10 protein-coding genes are annotated in these 15446 nt (G+C 69.1%); 2 read left to right on the top strand and 8 right to left on the bottom strand.

The annotated features are described in order from the left end of the window. Window positions 1-348: 348 nt before the first annotated feature. A complete protein-coding gene (locus ABTZ59_RS23800; RefSeq protein ID WP_351413369.1) occupies window positions 349-1239 on the top strand; it encodes a S1 family peptidase in 891 nt (296 codons plus the stop codon). Window positions 1240-1387: 148 nt separating this feature from the next. Here ABTZ59_RS23800 and ABTZ59_RS23795 read toward each other — a convergent pair whose 3' ends face one another. The 4 genes from ABTZ59_RS23795 to ABTZ59_RS23780 form a co-directional block, all read right to left on the bottom strand. After that, window positions 1388-1921, bottom strand: a complete 534-nt coding sequence (locus ABTZ59_RS23795) for an AAA family ATPase (RefSeq protein WP_351413362.1) — start codon at window positions 1919-1921, stop codon at window positions 1388-1390. 316 nt (window positions 1922-2237) lie between these two features. Then, window positions 2238-5033, bottom strand: a complete 2796-nt coding sequence (locus ABTZ59_RS23790) for a glycosyl hydrolase family 95 catalytic domain-containing protein (protein ID WP_351413355.1) — start codon at window positions 5031-5033, stop codon at window positions 2238-2240. A gap of 74 nt (window positions 5034-5107) precedes the next feature. Beyond that, window positions 5108-7693 carry a PQQ-dependent sugar dehydrogenase gene (locus tag ABTZ59_RS23785; RefSeq protein ID WP_351413340.1) on the bottom strand — a complete coding sequence of 862 codons (2586 nt, stop codon included), beginning with the start codon at window positions 7691-7693 and terminating at the stop codon, window positions 5108-5110. A 111-nt stretch (window positions 7694-7804) separates the two neighbouring features. Beyond that, on the bottom strand, window positions 7805-8173 hold the full coding sequence (locus tag ABTZ59_RS23780) for a ThuA domain-containing protein (protein ID WP_351413333.1): 369 nt from the start codon (window positions 8171-8173) through the stop codon (window positions 7805-7807). A gap of 440 nt (window positions 8174-8613) precedes the next feature. Here ABTZ59_RS23780 and ABTZ59_RS23775 point away from each other — a divergent pair, with 440 nt between their 5' ends. Continuing rightward, on the top strand, window positions 8614-10023 hold the full coding sequence (locus tag ABTZ59_RS23775) for an MFS transporter (protein WP_351413327.1): 1410 nt from the start codon (window positions 8614-8616) through the stop codon (window positions 10021-10023). Between the two features lie 49 nt (window positions 10024-10072). Here the strand turns inward: ABTZ59_RS23775 and ABTZ59_RS23770 are convergent, their stop codons facing one another. From ABTZ59_RS23770 to lnt, 4 genes are all read right to left on the bottom strand, one after another. Beyond that, window positions 10073-11995: a helix-turn-helix domain-containing protein gene (locus ABTZ59_RS23770; RefSeq protein WP_351413320.1), complete on the bottom strand. Its 1923-nt coding sequence runs from the start codon at window positions 11993-11995 to the stop codon at window positions 10073-10075. Window positions 11996-12172: 177 nt separating this feature from the next. Beyond that, window positions 12173-13048: a 3-hydroxybutyrate dehydrogenase gene (locus ABTZ59_RS23765; protein WP_351413300.1), complete on the bottom strand. Its 876-nt coding sequence runs from the start codon at window positions 13046-13048 to the stop codon at window positions 12173-12175. Between the two features lie 56 nt (window positions 13049-13104). Continuing rightward, window positions 13105-13584, bottom strand: a complete 480-nt coding sequence (locus tag ABTZ59_RS23760) for an NUDIX hydrolase (RefSeq protein ID WP_351413294.1) — start codon at window positions 13582-13584, stop codon at window positions 13105-13107. 9 nt (window positions 13585-13593) lie between these two features. Beyond that, on the bottom strand, window positions 13594-15201 hold the full coding sequence (gene lnt, locus ABTZ59_RS23755) for an apolipoprotein N-acyltransferase (RefSeq protein WP_351413289.1): 1608 nt from the start codon (window positions 15199-15201) through the stop codon (window positions 13594-13596). Between the last annotated feature and the right edge of the window lie 245 nt (window positions 15202-15446).

Here is a 15446-nt window from a genome sequence, read left to right as displayed (position 1 = left end):
TCCGGAGCACCTCTGATGCCCGAGCGGCGGCCACCGCAGTCCGGAAACAACCGCTGCCCACGGTGTGGGCGTGTGGGAGTCTGATGCCCGGCTTGACCGCCGTCCCCCTTCACCGCCGCACCCGGTGACTGCCGTCACCCCTTCACCGCCGTACCGCTCAGCACCCCAGTCCTGTCCCGCCCTTCATGGCCGGAGGTACACATGGAAAGTGAGCGCACGCGTCCGTTCAGACGCAGACCCAGACCCAGAACCAGAACCAGTACCGGACCCGTTCCCGGAGCCGTACCCGGGCCCAGCCCCATACCTCGATCCGCAGCCCGACCCGGACGATGGCGGCTGCTGGCCGCGTTGGCCGGTCTGTTCACCCTGACCGTCGTCCTCACACCGAACGCCACGGCCCAGGACCAGACGCGGCCCCAGGCCGCTCGGGCCTTCAGTACCGCCGAACTCGCCGCCGCGGGCGAGACTCTGCTCAACTCGGGGATCACCGGCACCGCTTGGGCCGTCGACCAGCGGGCCGGCCGGGTCCGGGTGATGGTCGACGAGAGCGTGAGCCGTGCCGAGATCGCGAAGCTCAAGCACGCGGCCGGTGACCTCGCCGGCGCGTTACTGATCGAACGTACCCAAGGACACCTGGAGCCTCGCGGCCCGCTTCCCGGGCAGGCCACCTTTGACCTGAGATGGGTGCCGTGCACCCTTGGATTCAATGTGCGTATCGGCAGCGCGTACTACTGGCTGACAGCCGGACACTGCTACCAGATCGGTCAGATCCTGTACGAGAGGAAATGGCCGCCGGACGACCCGAATCCGCCGGACCCGCTGGGCCAGCTCGTCGGCAATTCCTTCCCCGGCAATGATTTCGGGATCGCCAGATACTCGACGACTCCCACGGACACGCAGGGCGTCGTCTACCTCCACAACGGCACCGTCCAGGACATCACCGCCGCCGCCAACCCGACGGTGGGCCTGGGGGCCTGCGCCAGTGGCAGCACCAGCGGGGTGCGCTGCGGACAGGTCAACGGGCTCAACTACACCGTGAGTCTCGCCAATGGCACCCTCACCGGAATGATTCGCACCAATATCTGCTCAGCACCCGGTGACAGCGGCGGCCCGCTCTACGCGGGAAGCACGGGACTCGGTCTGACCTCCGTCGGCAGCGGCAACTGCACGAGCGGGGGCACCACGTTCTTCCAGCCCCTTGTGGAAGCCCTCAACACCTACGGCGCCACGGTCTACTGACCGCCCGTACACGCCGTCCCGTTCGCCCGCGCGAGGCGACGGGACGGTACGTACGGCCGGACGCGGGTCGCCAGGGCGAAGACGCGGTACGGCATCACCGTCCACGCTGACGGGCCCGCCCTCGCGACCTTGGTACCGCCTCGCGACCTCAGCGCGCCGCGGAGGTGAGACTCGCCGCGATCCGCACGGCGGCCTGGTCGGGCGTGAGATGCGTGGTGTCGATGACCTCGGCCTCGCCGTGCAGCCATGTGCGGGCCGCCTCGGCGTAGGGCTCAAGGTATTTGAGCCGGAACGGGGAATTGGGACCAAGTACGGTGTCCCCCGCGATGCGCGCGCGCAGGGTGTCCTGGTCGGCGTGGAGGACGAAGTGCCGTACCGGGATGCCGTGGTGGGCGAGGCCCGCACTGATCTCACGCCAGTACCGCTCGACCAGGACGGTCATGGGCATCACCAGAGTGCCGCCGGTGTAGTCGAGCACGCTGCGGGCGGTCTCGACGACCAGTTGCCGCCACGGCGGCCAGTGCTGGAAGTTGTCCGTTCCTGGCAGCCCCGGTGTGATGTCCATGAGCGTCTCACCGACCTTCTCGGCGTCGAGCACCCGTGAATCCGGGATCAGCCGCTGCACGAGCCCACTGGTCGTCGTCTTGCCCGCGCCGTGGGTTCCGTTGAGCCATACGATCATCCCCCCACGCTAGTCCCTGTCTGACACATCCCGCCTGGCTCGCGACGCCTGGTACGCGCGCTCGCCGCGTTGTCGGGCTCGTCCAAGTACGTCCAGTACGAGGACGACCCTCCGCCTTGCGATCGCACGCACCAGACGCCCCGAGCCCCGTCCTCCGGACGGACGGCGCTATGTGTCAGACACGGCCTAGCGCGCCGCGCGCGCCACGCGGTCGCCCCCGCGGTCGCCCCGCCGTGGCCCGCCGGGCCACGATGGTGGCCCCGCGCGGCGTCCTCCGCGCGGGGCCACGGTCATGGGCGGCCCGCCAGGATGGGGGTCAGGGAGTGATACGCAACGCGTCCACCATCCCCACGGATGTACTCCGGTTCACGATCCTTATCGTGTGCGAGCCGCGAGCGAGCCCCTGTTTCTGCCACACGACCTGCTGGACCTGTCTCGCGCCGTCGGCTCTGAGGTTCACCGTGGCCTGGAAGACATTGTCGAGATAGACGTCGACCGTCCCCATGTCGCCGTTGCGTTCGGACAGATACTGGATCCCGGTACCGGTGAAGGTGTACGAGGCGACCGCGTCCACCGTAGTGCTGTGGTGCGTGTCGTCGTTGAAGTCGCCGTAGCCGCGGCTGTTCGTGAGGTGCCAGTTGTTGTCGTACGTCAGCGCGGTGTTGTTCACCATCGGGTCGGCGGTGGCGTTCGACCCCAAGGTGGAGCTGGTGCCGGCCAGGGACTTCATGCCCTGGTTCGCGGTGCCGGTGAGCTGCGTCTGACTGTAGGCGCTGAGCGGTTTGGCGGTCCGCTCGACGACGTACACCTGGTTCGCGCCGGTGCTGAAGGTGATCTCGGCGCTGCTGGACGTCGTCACGATGGCGTTGTCCGAGGTCCTGCGGACCCTGACCTCCTGGGTTCCCCACGGATTGACGACCCGGGCCGCATTGCCGAACTGGCTCTTTATTCCGACGTACTTGACCTCGCCGGCCTCCCTCTCCGAACTGACCATGAATCCGCCCTTGGCCAGCAGGCTGAATTTTCCGACGAAGGTGGAATCGGTGGGCACGGCGGGAAAGACCCGGATCTTGTCGTTGTACGACTGGAGCAGCGACTCGTTCGTCGCGGCCAGATGTACGCCGAGATATTCGAAGACGCCGTTGGTGTTGCTGGTCATGCCGTTCGGGTAGTTCTGGTACTTCTGCAACATGGTCTTCAGACCCTGGAGCGTCTGGTTTCCGAGTCCGAGTCTGGCGGCCTGGATCGCGTCGTTGGCCCATACGTTTCCGTACGGGAACGGCCTGACGTTCCAGGTGTTGATCGCCTTCTGCTGGTCGGGATAGCCGATACCGGTCAGGTCGTACGGCCAGATCAGTTCGGCCGCGACATTCTCGTTGTTGCGCGTCTGTGCGATCGGGGGTGTGTGCGGCAGATAGGTGTTCGCGTTCGTGTCGGAGGGATAGGCGATCAGATTGTCCAGGATGTTCTGCCACTGCGGTCGCAGTGAGGCGTCCAGGCCCAGCTGGTTGCTCGCCTTGATGGCGAGCGGGAACAGGGTGCGTACGGCCGCCAGGTCGGTGATCGCGTTCGGCACGTTCCAGTACGTCTCGTGCGCGTGGGACGTGGCCACGTAGTACTTGCCGGTCGAGCTGTTGAACGACAGCTTCGCCTGGTAGAACTTGGCGACCTCGCGCATGAACGGATAGGCCGTGTTCCGCAGGTAGTCGCTGTCGTTCGTGTACGTGTACTGGAGGTACATGTTGTACGCGGCCTCGGTGCCCGTCGACCAAATGTTGTTGGTGAAGTCACTGTTGACCGTACCGCGCGCGTTGCCGTCCCAGCCCATCGTCTCCGGCACCCAGATGCCGTCCACGTTGTACCGGGTCCTGGTGTACGCCTTCAGCGCGTCGAAATTGCGGCTGTAGAGCTTGTTGAACCCGGCCATGAGATCGGTGTGGTTGGAGGCCAGGAACGAGTTGTAGATGTCCCGTTGATTCCAGTACCAGTACGCGTTGCTCCATTTCGTGGCGTCCCCGGTGGCCCGGAAGACACCGTTGATGAAGTGGGCGGGATAGTTTCCGTATCCGGCCGCCGCGATCATATAGGTGGAGAGGTAGTAGACGTTCTCCATGTAGTCCGCTTCACGGGACCCGTTGGAGTACTGGACGAACGACTTCTGCCAGAACGCGTGCCACCAGTTGAGGTAGCTGTTGTTGGTGCTGGTGTATCCGGCGGCCTTGACCTCCGCGAGCGCCCGCTTGGCCTCCGCGACCGAGTTGTGGCCCGGGGCGTTGAGACGGGTGCTCGCGGTGAACCAGATGGTGTAGCTGGAGTCCGGTGTGATCGAGAGCCGGACCGTACGGCCGTCGATGACGCGCGCGGTGTACGCGGCGCCCTCCACGGTCGCGCCGAGGGTGTAGCCGAAGTTCTGCGGGTCCGCCTGGCCGCGGCTGAGTCCGGCGCCGGTGGAGTCCGCGTACGTGGACACCGTCCGCCATGTCTCGATGTTCGGCACGTCACCGCTGTTACCGAGCCCCGCGACGTCCCACAGGCTCAGATCCAGGTTGATCGCGGAGACCCCGGAGCGGGAGTCCTCCACATGGATGCCCATGACCTCCGAGTTGGGCTTGCCCATCACCGTGACGGTGCGGTTGTTGTCGTACGTGGTGGTGAGGGTTCCGTCGTAGAGGGAGAGGCGCTGTTGGAAGGTGGAGTAGCCGCTGTCCATCGCCGGGGTGGTGGACAGGTTGAGCAGCCCGGCGCCGAAGGCGGTCTGCTGCGAGGTGTCCACACCGGACACCTGCATCTGAAAGCCGTTGTTCTGCCAGGCCATCGCGCCGGTGCGGCCGTTGCCGACCGTGAGACCGTGCTTGGGATCGGTGGTCGGCCGGTTGTAGACGATGTCGTGTTTGGACATGTAGTTCGCGTAGTCCACGTTCAGCGCGCCGGTCGAGGAGTTGAAGGCGGCGTCGGTGGGTGAGGCCGCGGCCGGTGAGACGCCCGACAGGCCGCTCACCACGCAGACGAGGACGAGGAGCGCGCCCAGCAGGCGCCCGGCACGCGTTCTCCCGCCCGCGCTCCTGCCTGCGCTCGTGCGTGCGCTCCTGCGTGTGCTCGTGCGTGTGCTCATGCCTGCGCTCGTGTGTGCGCTCATGCGTCTCGTACTCGCGGCCGGTCCCGCTGGTCGGTCGGATCTCACGGTGGTCACTGTGCATCACTCCCACGGGCGGTCATGGAGCCGGGACGGCTGATGCCGGGCCCGGTGAAGGTGTAACTGTCGAGGTCGAGAATGGCTCCGGAGCCGCCGGTGAAGACCACGAACAGATCACGCGGCTGCTCCACGGCGTTCGTGACGTCCACGTTCACCTCGGTGTACGTCTCCCAGCCACCGGTGTTGGGCACGGTCACCCGCGCGACCACGGGACCGGTGACGGAGTCGTACCGGAAGGTCGCCACGTTCCCCGCCTTGTCGGAGGAGACACGGGCCCGGATGCCGGTGACGCCCTTGAGGCTCACCGGGTGGTACTTGACCCACTCGTTGTTCTGCACGTCGCCCAGGCGTTTGCCACCCTCGGCCCCGGCGGCCGTGATGATCTGAGGCCCGGAGAGCTGCGCGAAGTGCTCCGCCTGCCACTTCTTGGGCCAGAGGCTGAGCTCCCTCTCCCCGGTCAGCGGTACGGTGCCGGCAGCGCCCTGGTCCGTGTAGCTCGCCCGCACCACATAGAACTGCGTGGCGTCCAGGCCGGAGTGGATCGGTCCGGTGTTGAAAGTCGTCGAGCATCCGGTGCCTTCCGCGACCTCGTGCGCGTGCTCCTGGTGGCCCAGCGCGATCCGTACGATCACCTTCGAGCAGTCGATCGGGCCGGTCGTGCCGTCTTCGGGGTCGGTCGCCGACGCGGTGACGGTGACGTTCTCGTTCCATTCGAACGCGCCGCCGGCCGGTGGCTGCGAGATCGTCAGCGTGGGGCGGGTGTTGCCGACCACGACCGGGATCGTCGTGGTGCCGGTGCGGCCGGTGCCGTCGCTGACCGTGAGTCTCGCCTGGAAGCTGCCGTTCGCCGGATAGGTGAAGGACGGGTTGGCGGCGGTGGAGTCGGTGCTGCCGTTGTCGGTGAAGTCCCAGGCGTAGCTGAGCGGATCGTTGTCCGGGTCGCTGCTGCCCGCGCTGGAGAATGTCACGGCCAGCGGCGCGAGTCCGTTGTCCTTGTCCACGGAGGCCTTGGCGAGGGGCGACCGGCCGCCCTGCACATAGTTGATCTTGTAGAGACCGGCGTCCTCGGCGCCCGAGAAATAGCCGCTGCCGTATTCGAGGAGATACAGCGAGCCGTCGGGCCCGAACTCCATGTCGATCGGGTGGACGAACTTCATACCGTCCAGAACCGGCTCGATGGCCGTCGGCGTACCGGTGGACGCGTTGCCGTCGCCGAACTGCACTTCCTTGATCCAGTTACGGCAGTACTCGGAAATCAGCAGCTTGTTGTCGTAGTACTGAGGCCACTTGACGTCGGAGTTGAGATTCGCGTCGTAGTGGTAGACCTCGGTGTGGTTGGGCGAACCACAGCCGCCGGGGTTGTCGAGCTGCGGCCACTCCTTGCTGCCGCCGTGCTGCTCCCACACCAACGACGGCTTGGTGGGCGGTAGTTGCTGGATGCCGGTGTTACGCGGGGAGTTGTTGACCGGGCCGGTGCCGCCGCCGCAGGGGAACCAGCCGCGCGGCTGGTTGGCCGCGAAGTCCCAGTCGTTATACGCCACGTTGGGGCCGCCGCAGTACGGCCAGCCGTAGTTGCCGGGGCCGGTCGCCCGGTTGAACTCGTCGTACGCCGCCGGGCCGCGCGCGGGGATGGTCGCTCCCGCGTCGGGGCCGACCTCGCCCCAGTACAGGGTGTTGTTGGCCTTCTTGTCGACCCAGACGCGGTACGGGTTGCGCACGCCCATCACATAGACCTCGGGACGGGTGCCCGCGGCGCCTTTGGCGAAGAGGTTGCCGTCGGGGACGGTGTACGTGCCGTTGTCCTCCGGGTGGATACGGTTGATCTTGCCGCGCAGATCGTTCGCGTTGCCCGAGGTGCGCTGGGCATCGAACTGCGCGTGTCGCGACGGGCGTTCGTCGATCGGGGCCATGCCCTGCGCGTCACCGCCGGAGTTGGTGTTGTCGCCGACCGCGAAGTAGAGATTGCCCGCCGTGTCCCAGGACATGGAGCCCGCCGAGTGGCAGCACATCTCACGTTCGGTCGGCCACTCGATGATCATGTCTTCGCTGGACGGGGCGATGGTGTTGGTGCTCTGGCTGAAGGTGAACCGGGATATCCGGTTCACCAGCGGGGTGCTCTTGGGCGAGTAGAACAGCATCACCCAGCCGGTGGTGGCGAACTTCGGGTGCAGGGTGATGCCGATCAGCCCGTCCTCGAAGCGGGCGTCCAGGGGGATGGTCAGCGCGACCGTCGTGGACTTGGTGACGGGGTTGTAGAGGCGGACCTGACCGCCGGCGGCGCTGGTGCCGCGGTTGATGTAGAGGACCTTGCCGTCGGGCAGTACGGCGAGTTCGATCGGCTCGCCCATGCCGAGACCGCCGTCGAGCTTGACCTTCTCGAAGCCGCTGGTGGGCGGTGGGGCGGCGGCGTTACGGCCGGTGGTGGCCGCGGAGGTGGTCGGCGCGGAGGTGGTCGGCGCGGAGGTGGTGACCGCGGGTCTCTCGTCGGCCGCCGGGCCGGCTGCCACGGCACCGGGCGCGAGCAGAAGTGCGGTCATGGTCAACAGGGCGGTCAGCTGGGCGACAGCGCGCGACAACACGGAACCTCCAGGGGCCGATCGCGGGGTGGGGGGTACCCGACGGCCCGGGGCGCGACAGATGTGCGGTCACGCCCCAGGTTCGTCCGGGCGGGCCGATCGAGTGGTGACCGGTCACTGACTGGTGCCGTAAACGGCCAGGTCCCAGCGGGAGTAGCGGTACTGGGTGGAGACGGACGCGCGGTCCTCGATCGTGACGGTGGCCCGCTGGGTGGCGGGGTGCGAGGCGAAGTACGCGCCGACGAGCTCGCCGTACCAGGGCCAGTCGTACTCGGTGTCGGCCGCGGCGTGCACACCGACGTAACCGCCGCCGTTCGCGACGTATGACTCGAAGGCGGTCTGCTGCGCGGAGTTCAGCACGTCACCGGTGGTGGGGAGCCAGATCACCGCCTGGTACCGCGCCAGGTTGGCGGCGGCCGGTACGGCGACAAGCGACATGGCCGCCACAACGAGCGCGATCAGGGCGCGGGACACAGGGCGCACTTTCCGGTCCTCTCTCGGGGAGCGCGAGGGCGCTGGCTGAGCGAAGCGGTCATTTGCGACGAGATGGCGGCGCCGTCAGGCGTAGTGAACATCGGAGGTCTAGGGGGGTCAAGGGTCGGCGCCGAACTATCCGAAGATTAGTTTTTGTCCATGACAAAATGTCCCCCTTTCCCTCTCCCCTGGCGGGTGCAGCCCTCAACGGCGGTTCGGGGAACGGGAATCGGCCAGCACGATTGATCGGATCTTCACCGCCCGTCGGTACGGCGCAACCGGTGACGTCACGGGAGTGCGCACCGAGAGCGACCCGAGCTGGATGGTGGGTCGCACGCGCACACTTCGGGGCTGAACTATGGTGTCCCACCACATGGGCCCTTGACCTGGGCATTCCTACGGTGTGGCGACACACAATCGTCCCCGAGAACCGTCCGGAAGTGGTGACCATGGCTGCCTCGGCAACCGCTCCCCCAACGCCCAGCTCCCTCAAGCGCATCGTCGCCGCCAGCCTCATCGGCACGACCATCGAGTGGTACGACTTCTTCCTCTACGGGTCCGCCGCCGCGCTGGTCTTCAACAAGCTGTTCTTCCCCGAGTCCGATCCGCTCGTCGGGACGCTGCTTTCCTTTCTGACCTATGCCGTGGGGTTCGCCGCACGGCCGCTCGGCGCGCTGGTGTTCGGGCATTACGGTGACCGGATCGGGCGCAAGAAGCTGCTGGTGCTGAGCCTGCTGATGATGGGCGGGGCGACATTCGCCATTGGGCTGATGCCCACGCACGCCACCATCGGTACGGCGGCCCCGGTGCTGTTGACCGTGTTGCGGCTGATTCAGGGGTTTGCGCTCGGTGGTGAGTGGGGCGGGGCCGTACTGCTGGTGTCCGAGCACGGGGACGCCGAACGGCGGGGGTTCTGGGCTTCGTGGCCGCAGACCGGGGCGCCGGCCGGGCAGTTGCTCGCCACCGGAGTGCTGTCGGCACTCACCGCGCTGCTCTCCGACGCGGCCTTCACCTCCTGGGGATGGCGCATTCCGTTCCTGCTCTCCGGGGTGCTGGTGATCGTCGGCCTGTGGATTCGGCTCTCCGTCGATGAATCACCGGTCTTCAAGGAGGCGTTGGCCAGGGCCGAGGAGCGGAAGGCGGCGTCGGCCGCCGAAGCCGCCGCGGAGAAGATGCCGCTCGTCGCCGTCCTGCGCCACCACTGGCGTGATGTGCTGGTGGCGATGGGCGCGCGGATGGCCGAGAACATCAGCTACTACGTGATCACCGCCTTCATCCTCGTGTACGCGACGACCTCGGCGGGGCTGAGTAAGCAGACGGCCCTCAACGCCGTACTCATCGCCTCCGCCGTGCACTTCGCGGTGATCCCCGCCTGGGGTGCGCTGTCGGACCGGATCGGGCGCCGACCGGTGTATCTGATCGGCGCCGTCGGCGTGGGTGCCTGGATGTTCCCGTTCTTCGCCCTGATCGACAGCGCGAGCTTCGGCAATCTGCTCCTGGCCGTCACCGTCGGTCTGGTGCTGCACGGCGCGATGTACGCGCCGCAGGCCGCCTTCTTCTCGGAGATGTTCGCGACCCGGATGCGCTACTCCGGCGCCTCGATCGGCGCGCAGTTCTCCTCGGTGGCGGCCGGTGCCCCGGCGCCGCTCATCGCCACGGCACTGCTCGCCGACTACGACAGCTCGACGCCGATCGCCCTGTATGTGATCGCCGCCGCGCTTCTCACTGTCGTCGCCATCGCGTGTGCCCGGGAGACCCGCCACCGCGATCTGGCCGATGTCGAGGCGGAGCCGGCCAGGAGCGGAGTGCCCTCGCCGCGGCGGACCGATGAAGCCGGTTCCCGTAGGAGCGGCGTCTAGGTCCGGATCCGGTCAGTCCGAGGGGCCGTCGTACGGTGGATCTCCCCGTTCACCGTACGACGGCCCCCGACATCGCGTGCAGCCGCAGCGCCAGCTGGATCTCCAGGGCCCGTGCCGGCGACTGCCAGTCGGGGCCGAGCAGCCGGGCGACGCGTTCGAGGCGCTGGGCGACGGTGTTGACATGGACGTGCAGCTCGTCCTTCGTACGGGCCGGGCTCATCCCGGAGGCGAAGTAGGCGCCCAGGGTGCGGACGAGGTCCGTGCCCCGACGCAGGTCGTAGGCGACGACCTCACCGATGGTGCGGTCCACGAAGCCCTCGATGTCGCGGGAGTCGGCGAGCAGCAGACCGAGGAAGCCGAGGTCCTGGGCGGCGGCGCCGTCGCCCGAGCGGCCGAGCAGCCGCAGGGCGTCGAGGCAGCGCCGGGCCTCCGCGTACGCCTCGGCTATCGCGCCCGGACGCGCTGCGGGCGCCTCGACGACCGTGGACGCGCCTATGGTGACGGGCTCACGAAGGGCGCCGCCGAGCTGTCCGGCCGTACGTCTCGCCAGATCGGCGGCGGTGTCACCGGGGGCGAGCGGCAGCAACAGGACCGTCCCGCCGTCGCGGGTGGCTGCCAGGCCCTGTCCGGTGGCGGCGAGATGGGACGCGGCCGACCACAGGCGGCGCCGGTCGGCCGTCTCCCGTTCGGTGGCTCCCGGGACGCCGGTCGCGCCGGGCACAGGGCCGTCGATCCGGGCGGCCAGCACCACATGCGGGGCGTCGAGATCCGCGCGCAGCCGGGCGCCCCGTTCACGCAGCAGGCGCGGATCGCGGTCGGGGGCGTCGAGGAGGTCGTCCAGCAGCTCGCCCCGTACCCGCTGCTCGGCTTCCCCGGCGGAGCGGCGGGCGAGCAGGAGCAGGGAGGTGACCATCGCGGCCCGCTCCAGGGTGCGTTGGTCGACGGGGTCGAGCCCGGGGTGCCCGCGCAGGACGAGGGCGCCGAGCAGTTCGCCGCCGGCCGACACGGCCGCGCCCCAGACCTCGCCGTGGCGCTTGGCGTGGCCTTCGGTGCCGGTCAGTTCCAGCGCGGTCACGGATCGGGAATCGGCGTGCGCGAACTCCACCGTGCCGTCGAGCACTTCGGAGAGCGCGCTCGCCACGTCGTGGACGCCTCCGCCGCGCAGCACCAGTTCGGTCAGCCGGTCGTGCACGTCCGAGGCGCGTTCGATGACCGCGCTGTGCTCCTTGATGATCTCGTTGGCCTTCTCCAGCTCCGCGAGCGCCGTCCGCGTCTCCCCCAGCAGATTCGCGGTGTCGATGGCGACGGCGGCGTGCGCGGCGAACGAGCCGAGCAGGGCGATCTGTTCGCGCTCGAAGACCCGGGCATGGCGGTCCGCGGCGAAGAGCACACCGATGACCTGGCTGCCGAGCATCAGCGGGACACCGAGGATGGCGACCAGCCCCTCGTCCCGGACTCCGGAGTCGATGGTTCTGGTGTGCTGGAAGCGCGGGTCGTCGAAATAGCTGTCGGTGACATAGGGGCGCGCCGTCTGGGCGACGAGCCCGCCCAGCCCCTCCCCCATGCCGAGGCGGAGCTGCTGGAAACGGGCCGATACCGAGCCCTCGGTGACCCGCATATACGTGTCGCCCGCCTCGGGGTCGTTGAGGCACAGATAGGCGACCTCCGTACCGAGCAGTGAGCGCGCGCGCTGGACGATCGCGCGCAGCACGGCGTCCAGATCGCGCAGCCCCGCCAGGTCGTGCGCGGTCTCGAAGAGCGCCGACAGCTCGGCCTCGCGCCGCCGTCGCTCCGCCAGCTCGGCCCGCACCCGCAGGGCGAGCCGCTTGGCGTGCTCCAGCGCGGCGAGCGCCTCCGGCCCCGCGCCCTCGGCACGGGCCAGCAGCGCGGGTCGGTCATAGGCCTCCGCCGCCGCGCCGCGTGCGAGGAGCTCCAGGTAGGACGCCTGATCGTGGGTCATGTCAGGGGACATGGACACAGGATTACCCGCCCTACTGCCGGCCGCGCCAGCCCTGTGGACAACGGATGCGATGTGGAAAACCCGGCCCCCCGTCCGGGCCACCCCCCGCCCCCGGTCCGAGCCGCCCGCCGGTCCTCGCCGGGGCCCCGGACGGTCCGACCGCGACCTGTCCATGGGGCCCGCCCGAGATCAGTGCGCGGTCCAGCCACCGTCGAGCGCGAGCGAGGTGCCCGTGACGAAGGACGCCTGGGGGGTGCACAGATAGGCGACCGCCTCGGCGACCTCGTCCGGTTCCAGGAGCCGCTTGAGCGCGGAGTCCTGGAGGAGGACATCGGTCACGACCCGCTCCCGGGGTACGCCATGGCTCTCCGCCTGGTCGGCGATCTGTTTCTCGACCAGTGGGGTGCGCACATACGCGGGATTGACGCAGTTGGAGGTGACCCCGTGCGAGGCACCTTCCAGGGCAGCGGTCTTGGAGAGGCCTTCGAGGCCGTGTTTGGCCGCCACATAGGCCGCCTTGTAGGGGGAGGCGCGCAGCCCATGTACGGAGGAGATATTGACGATCCGGCCCCAGCCCTGGCCGTACATGTGCGGGAGCGCGCCCCTGATCAGCCGGAACGGCGCCTCCAGCATGACCGTCAGGACGGTGTGGAAGACCTCCGGCGGAAAGTCCTCGATGGGCCGGACCAGTTGCAGCCCCGCGTTGTTGACCAGGATGTCCGTCCCCCGTGCCGCGCGCTCGGCCGCGTCCAGCTCGGTGAGGTCGAGGACCTGCGGTTCGACGGCCCCCGGCAGCCCGTCCGCCTCGCCCGCCAGCGAGTCGAGCCCTTCACCGTCCCGGTCCACGGCTCTGACCCGGGCCCCCGCCGCCGCGAGACGCAGCGCGCAGGCCCGGCCGATGCCGCTCGCGGCGCCGGTGACCAGCGCGGTGCGGCCCGCCAGATCGAGGTGGAGCGAAGCGGTGACAACACCGTCGGAGGCGGGCGCGGGACGGTCCGCGGTGCGGGACCCCGGGGTACGGGGGCCCGGACCCGGCACGGATTCGGGTGTGGTGGGCACGGTCATGTTCCGCACCTTAAGGAGCGGCGTCGGCCCCGACCGATATGGTCAGCGCCCACACTTCACCCTGAAGTGGTGGGTTCGAACCATGTGGGTTCATCGGTGAGCGCCTGCTTGATCCGGAAGAGCGCGAACTCCTGAAGCGCCGGCAGCGCGTCCACGGCGAACCACCCCACGTCCAGCGACTCGTCGTCATTGACCCGCGCCTCACCGCCGACCGAGCGGCAGCGGAAGGTGATGTCCATGTACTGGCACTCGTCGCCATTGGGGTAGGTGACCGGCTTCAGCGCCTGGACGAGCACGACCCGCTCCGCCACACACCGCACGGCGGTCTCCTCGTACACCTCGCGCACCGCCGTGTCCGCGGGCTGCTCCCCCGGCTCCGGGATCCCGCCGATGATCGACCAGCCGCCGGTGTCGACGCGCCGCCCGAGCAGCACACGCCCTTCGTCGTCGAAGACGATCGCGCTGACGCCCGGCAGCAGAAGGAGCTGGTGTCCGGCGGTGGCCCGGATCTCTCGGATGAAGTCAGGGGTTCCCATGCCCCGACCCTAACCGCCCACCGTCCGGCGCCGGTTGCGGACGGAATGGAAGGCCACCCAGCCGAGTCCGGCCACCGCGACCGCCACCAGCACGCCTTCGGGCAGGGTGCCCAGCCGGGTGGCGGGGGTGAGCGAGGAGCGCAGCGGCACATCGGCGACCAGCGCGTCCGGGGTGAACATCCCGGTCTGCTGGGTGATCGTCCCGTCCGGCTGGATGATCGCGCTGACACCGCTGGTGACCGGGACGATCACCGTCCTGCTGTGCTCGACCGCCCGCACCCGCGACATCGCCAGCTGCTGGTACGTCATCTCGCTGCGGTCGAAGGTGGCGTTGTTGCTGGGTACGGAGATCAGCTGGGCGCCGTGCGTGACGGTGTCCCGTACGGCCCAGTCGAAGGCCGCCTCATAACAGGTCGCGAGCCCCACCTCGGTGCCCGCGAGGTCGAAGACTCCGGGCTTCGTGCCACGGCCGAAGTCCCGTCGCACCATGTCGGCGTAGCCGGGACTGATCATCCTCACGAGCGGGCGCAGCGGCAGGAACTCGCCGAAGGGCTGGATCTGCCGTTTGTCGTAGGTGTCGGTCGGGCCGCGCTCCGGGTCCCACAGGATCTGGGTGTTGCGCAGCGGTCCGGTGTCCGGGGTGACGACGGCGCCGACGGAGATGGGGACCCCGATCGCCCTGGCGGCCTGGTCGATGATGTCGCGCGCGTCGGCGTTGCGGTACGGGTCGATGTCGGAGGAGTTCTCCGGCCACAGCACGAAGTCGGGCCGGGCCACCTTGCCGGCCTTCACATCGGCGGCGAGCTGGAGCGTCCTGCGTACGTGGTTGTCGAGGACCGCGCGGCGCTGGGCGTTGAACTCCAGGCCGGCTCGCGGCACATTGCCCTGTACGGCGGCGACGGTCGCGGTGCCGTCCTCGGCGGAGTCGTCGACGAGCGGCAGGGCGGCGAACGCCACCGCGAGCGGGACGAACACGGTGGCCGCGGCGGCGGCCATGGCCCGGCGCGGAAGCGTTCCGGTCCGGCGGTACGCGAGGGTCTGACGCAGCGCCTCGTACAGTCCGAAGCCGCACAGGACGACGGCGAAGCCGAGCACCGGCGTGCCGCCGAGCGCGGCGAGAGGAAGGAAGACACTGTCGGCCTGGCCGAAGGCGATCTTGCCCCAGGGGAAGCCGCCGAACGGCACCCGGGCGCGGACCGCCTCACCGAGGATCCAGACGGCCGCGGCCCACACCGGCCAGAGGGGCAGTCGGCTGACGACCGCGATCCCGAGCCCGGTGAAGCCGATGAACAGCGCCTCGACCGCGCCGAGCCCGAGCCAGGGCCCCGGCCCGACCTCGGTGCCCGTCCAGAACAGCAGCGGCAGCAGGAAACCCAGGCCTGCGAGATAGCCGAGGCCGAACCCCGCGCGGGCCCGCCGCCCGTGCAGGCTCCAGGCGAGCAGGGCGAAGGCGGGCAGCACCAGCCACCACAGGGTGCGCGGGGGGAAGCTCACATAGAGCAGTACGCCCGACACCACCGCGGCGCCGGGCCTGGCGAGCCTCCGCGGCAAGCGCTGCCCGCCGCTGGACGCGGGGGCGGGTGGCGGGGGCTCTACGGTGGTCATGGTGGCGCTCACCCGGCGGAGTCTACGGTGATCCGCTGTGCGCCGGGGAGCGCGGTGATCCATGGGCGCTCCGCCGGGTTCCGCGTCGACCGGTCCGTCGAGGGTCCGTCGAGGGTCCCGCCGAGAGGTCCGCCGAGCGTCTCGTCGGATGCGCGCCGATCCGTCTGTGCCGAGTAGTCCGATCGAGTGATGCGGGGCGGCGAGATCCGTCGGGTGACCCCGTCTACCGGGTGGTCGGCTGTACGCAGTAACGTTCC

This window comes from Streptomyces sp. NPDC094034, assembly GCF_040303865.1.
Lineage (GTDB): Bacteria > Actinomycetota > Actinomycetes > Streptomycetales > Streptomycetaceae > Streptomyces.
This window is presented reverse-complemented; position numbering and strand designations above follow the sequence as displayed.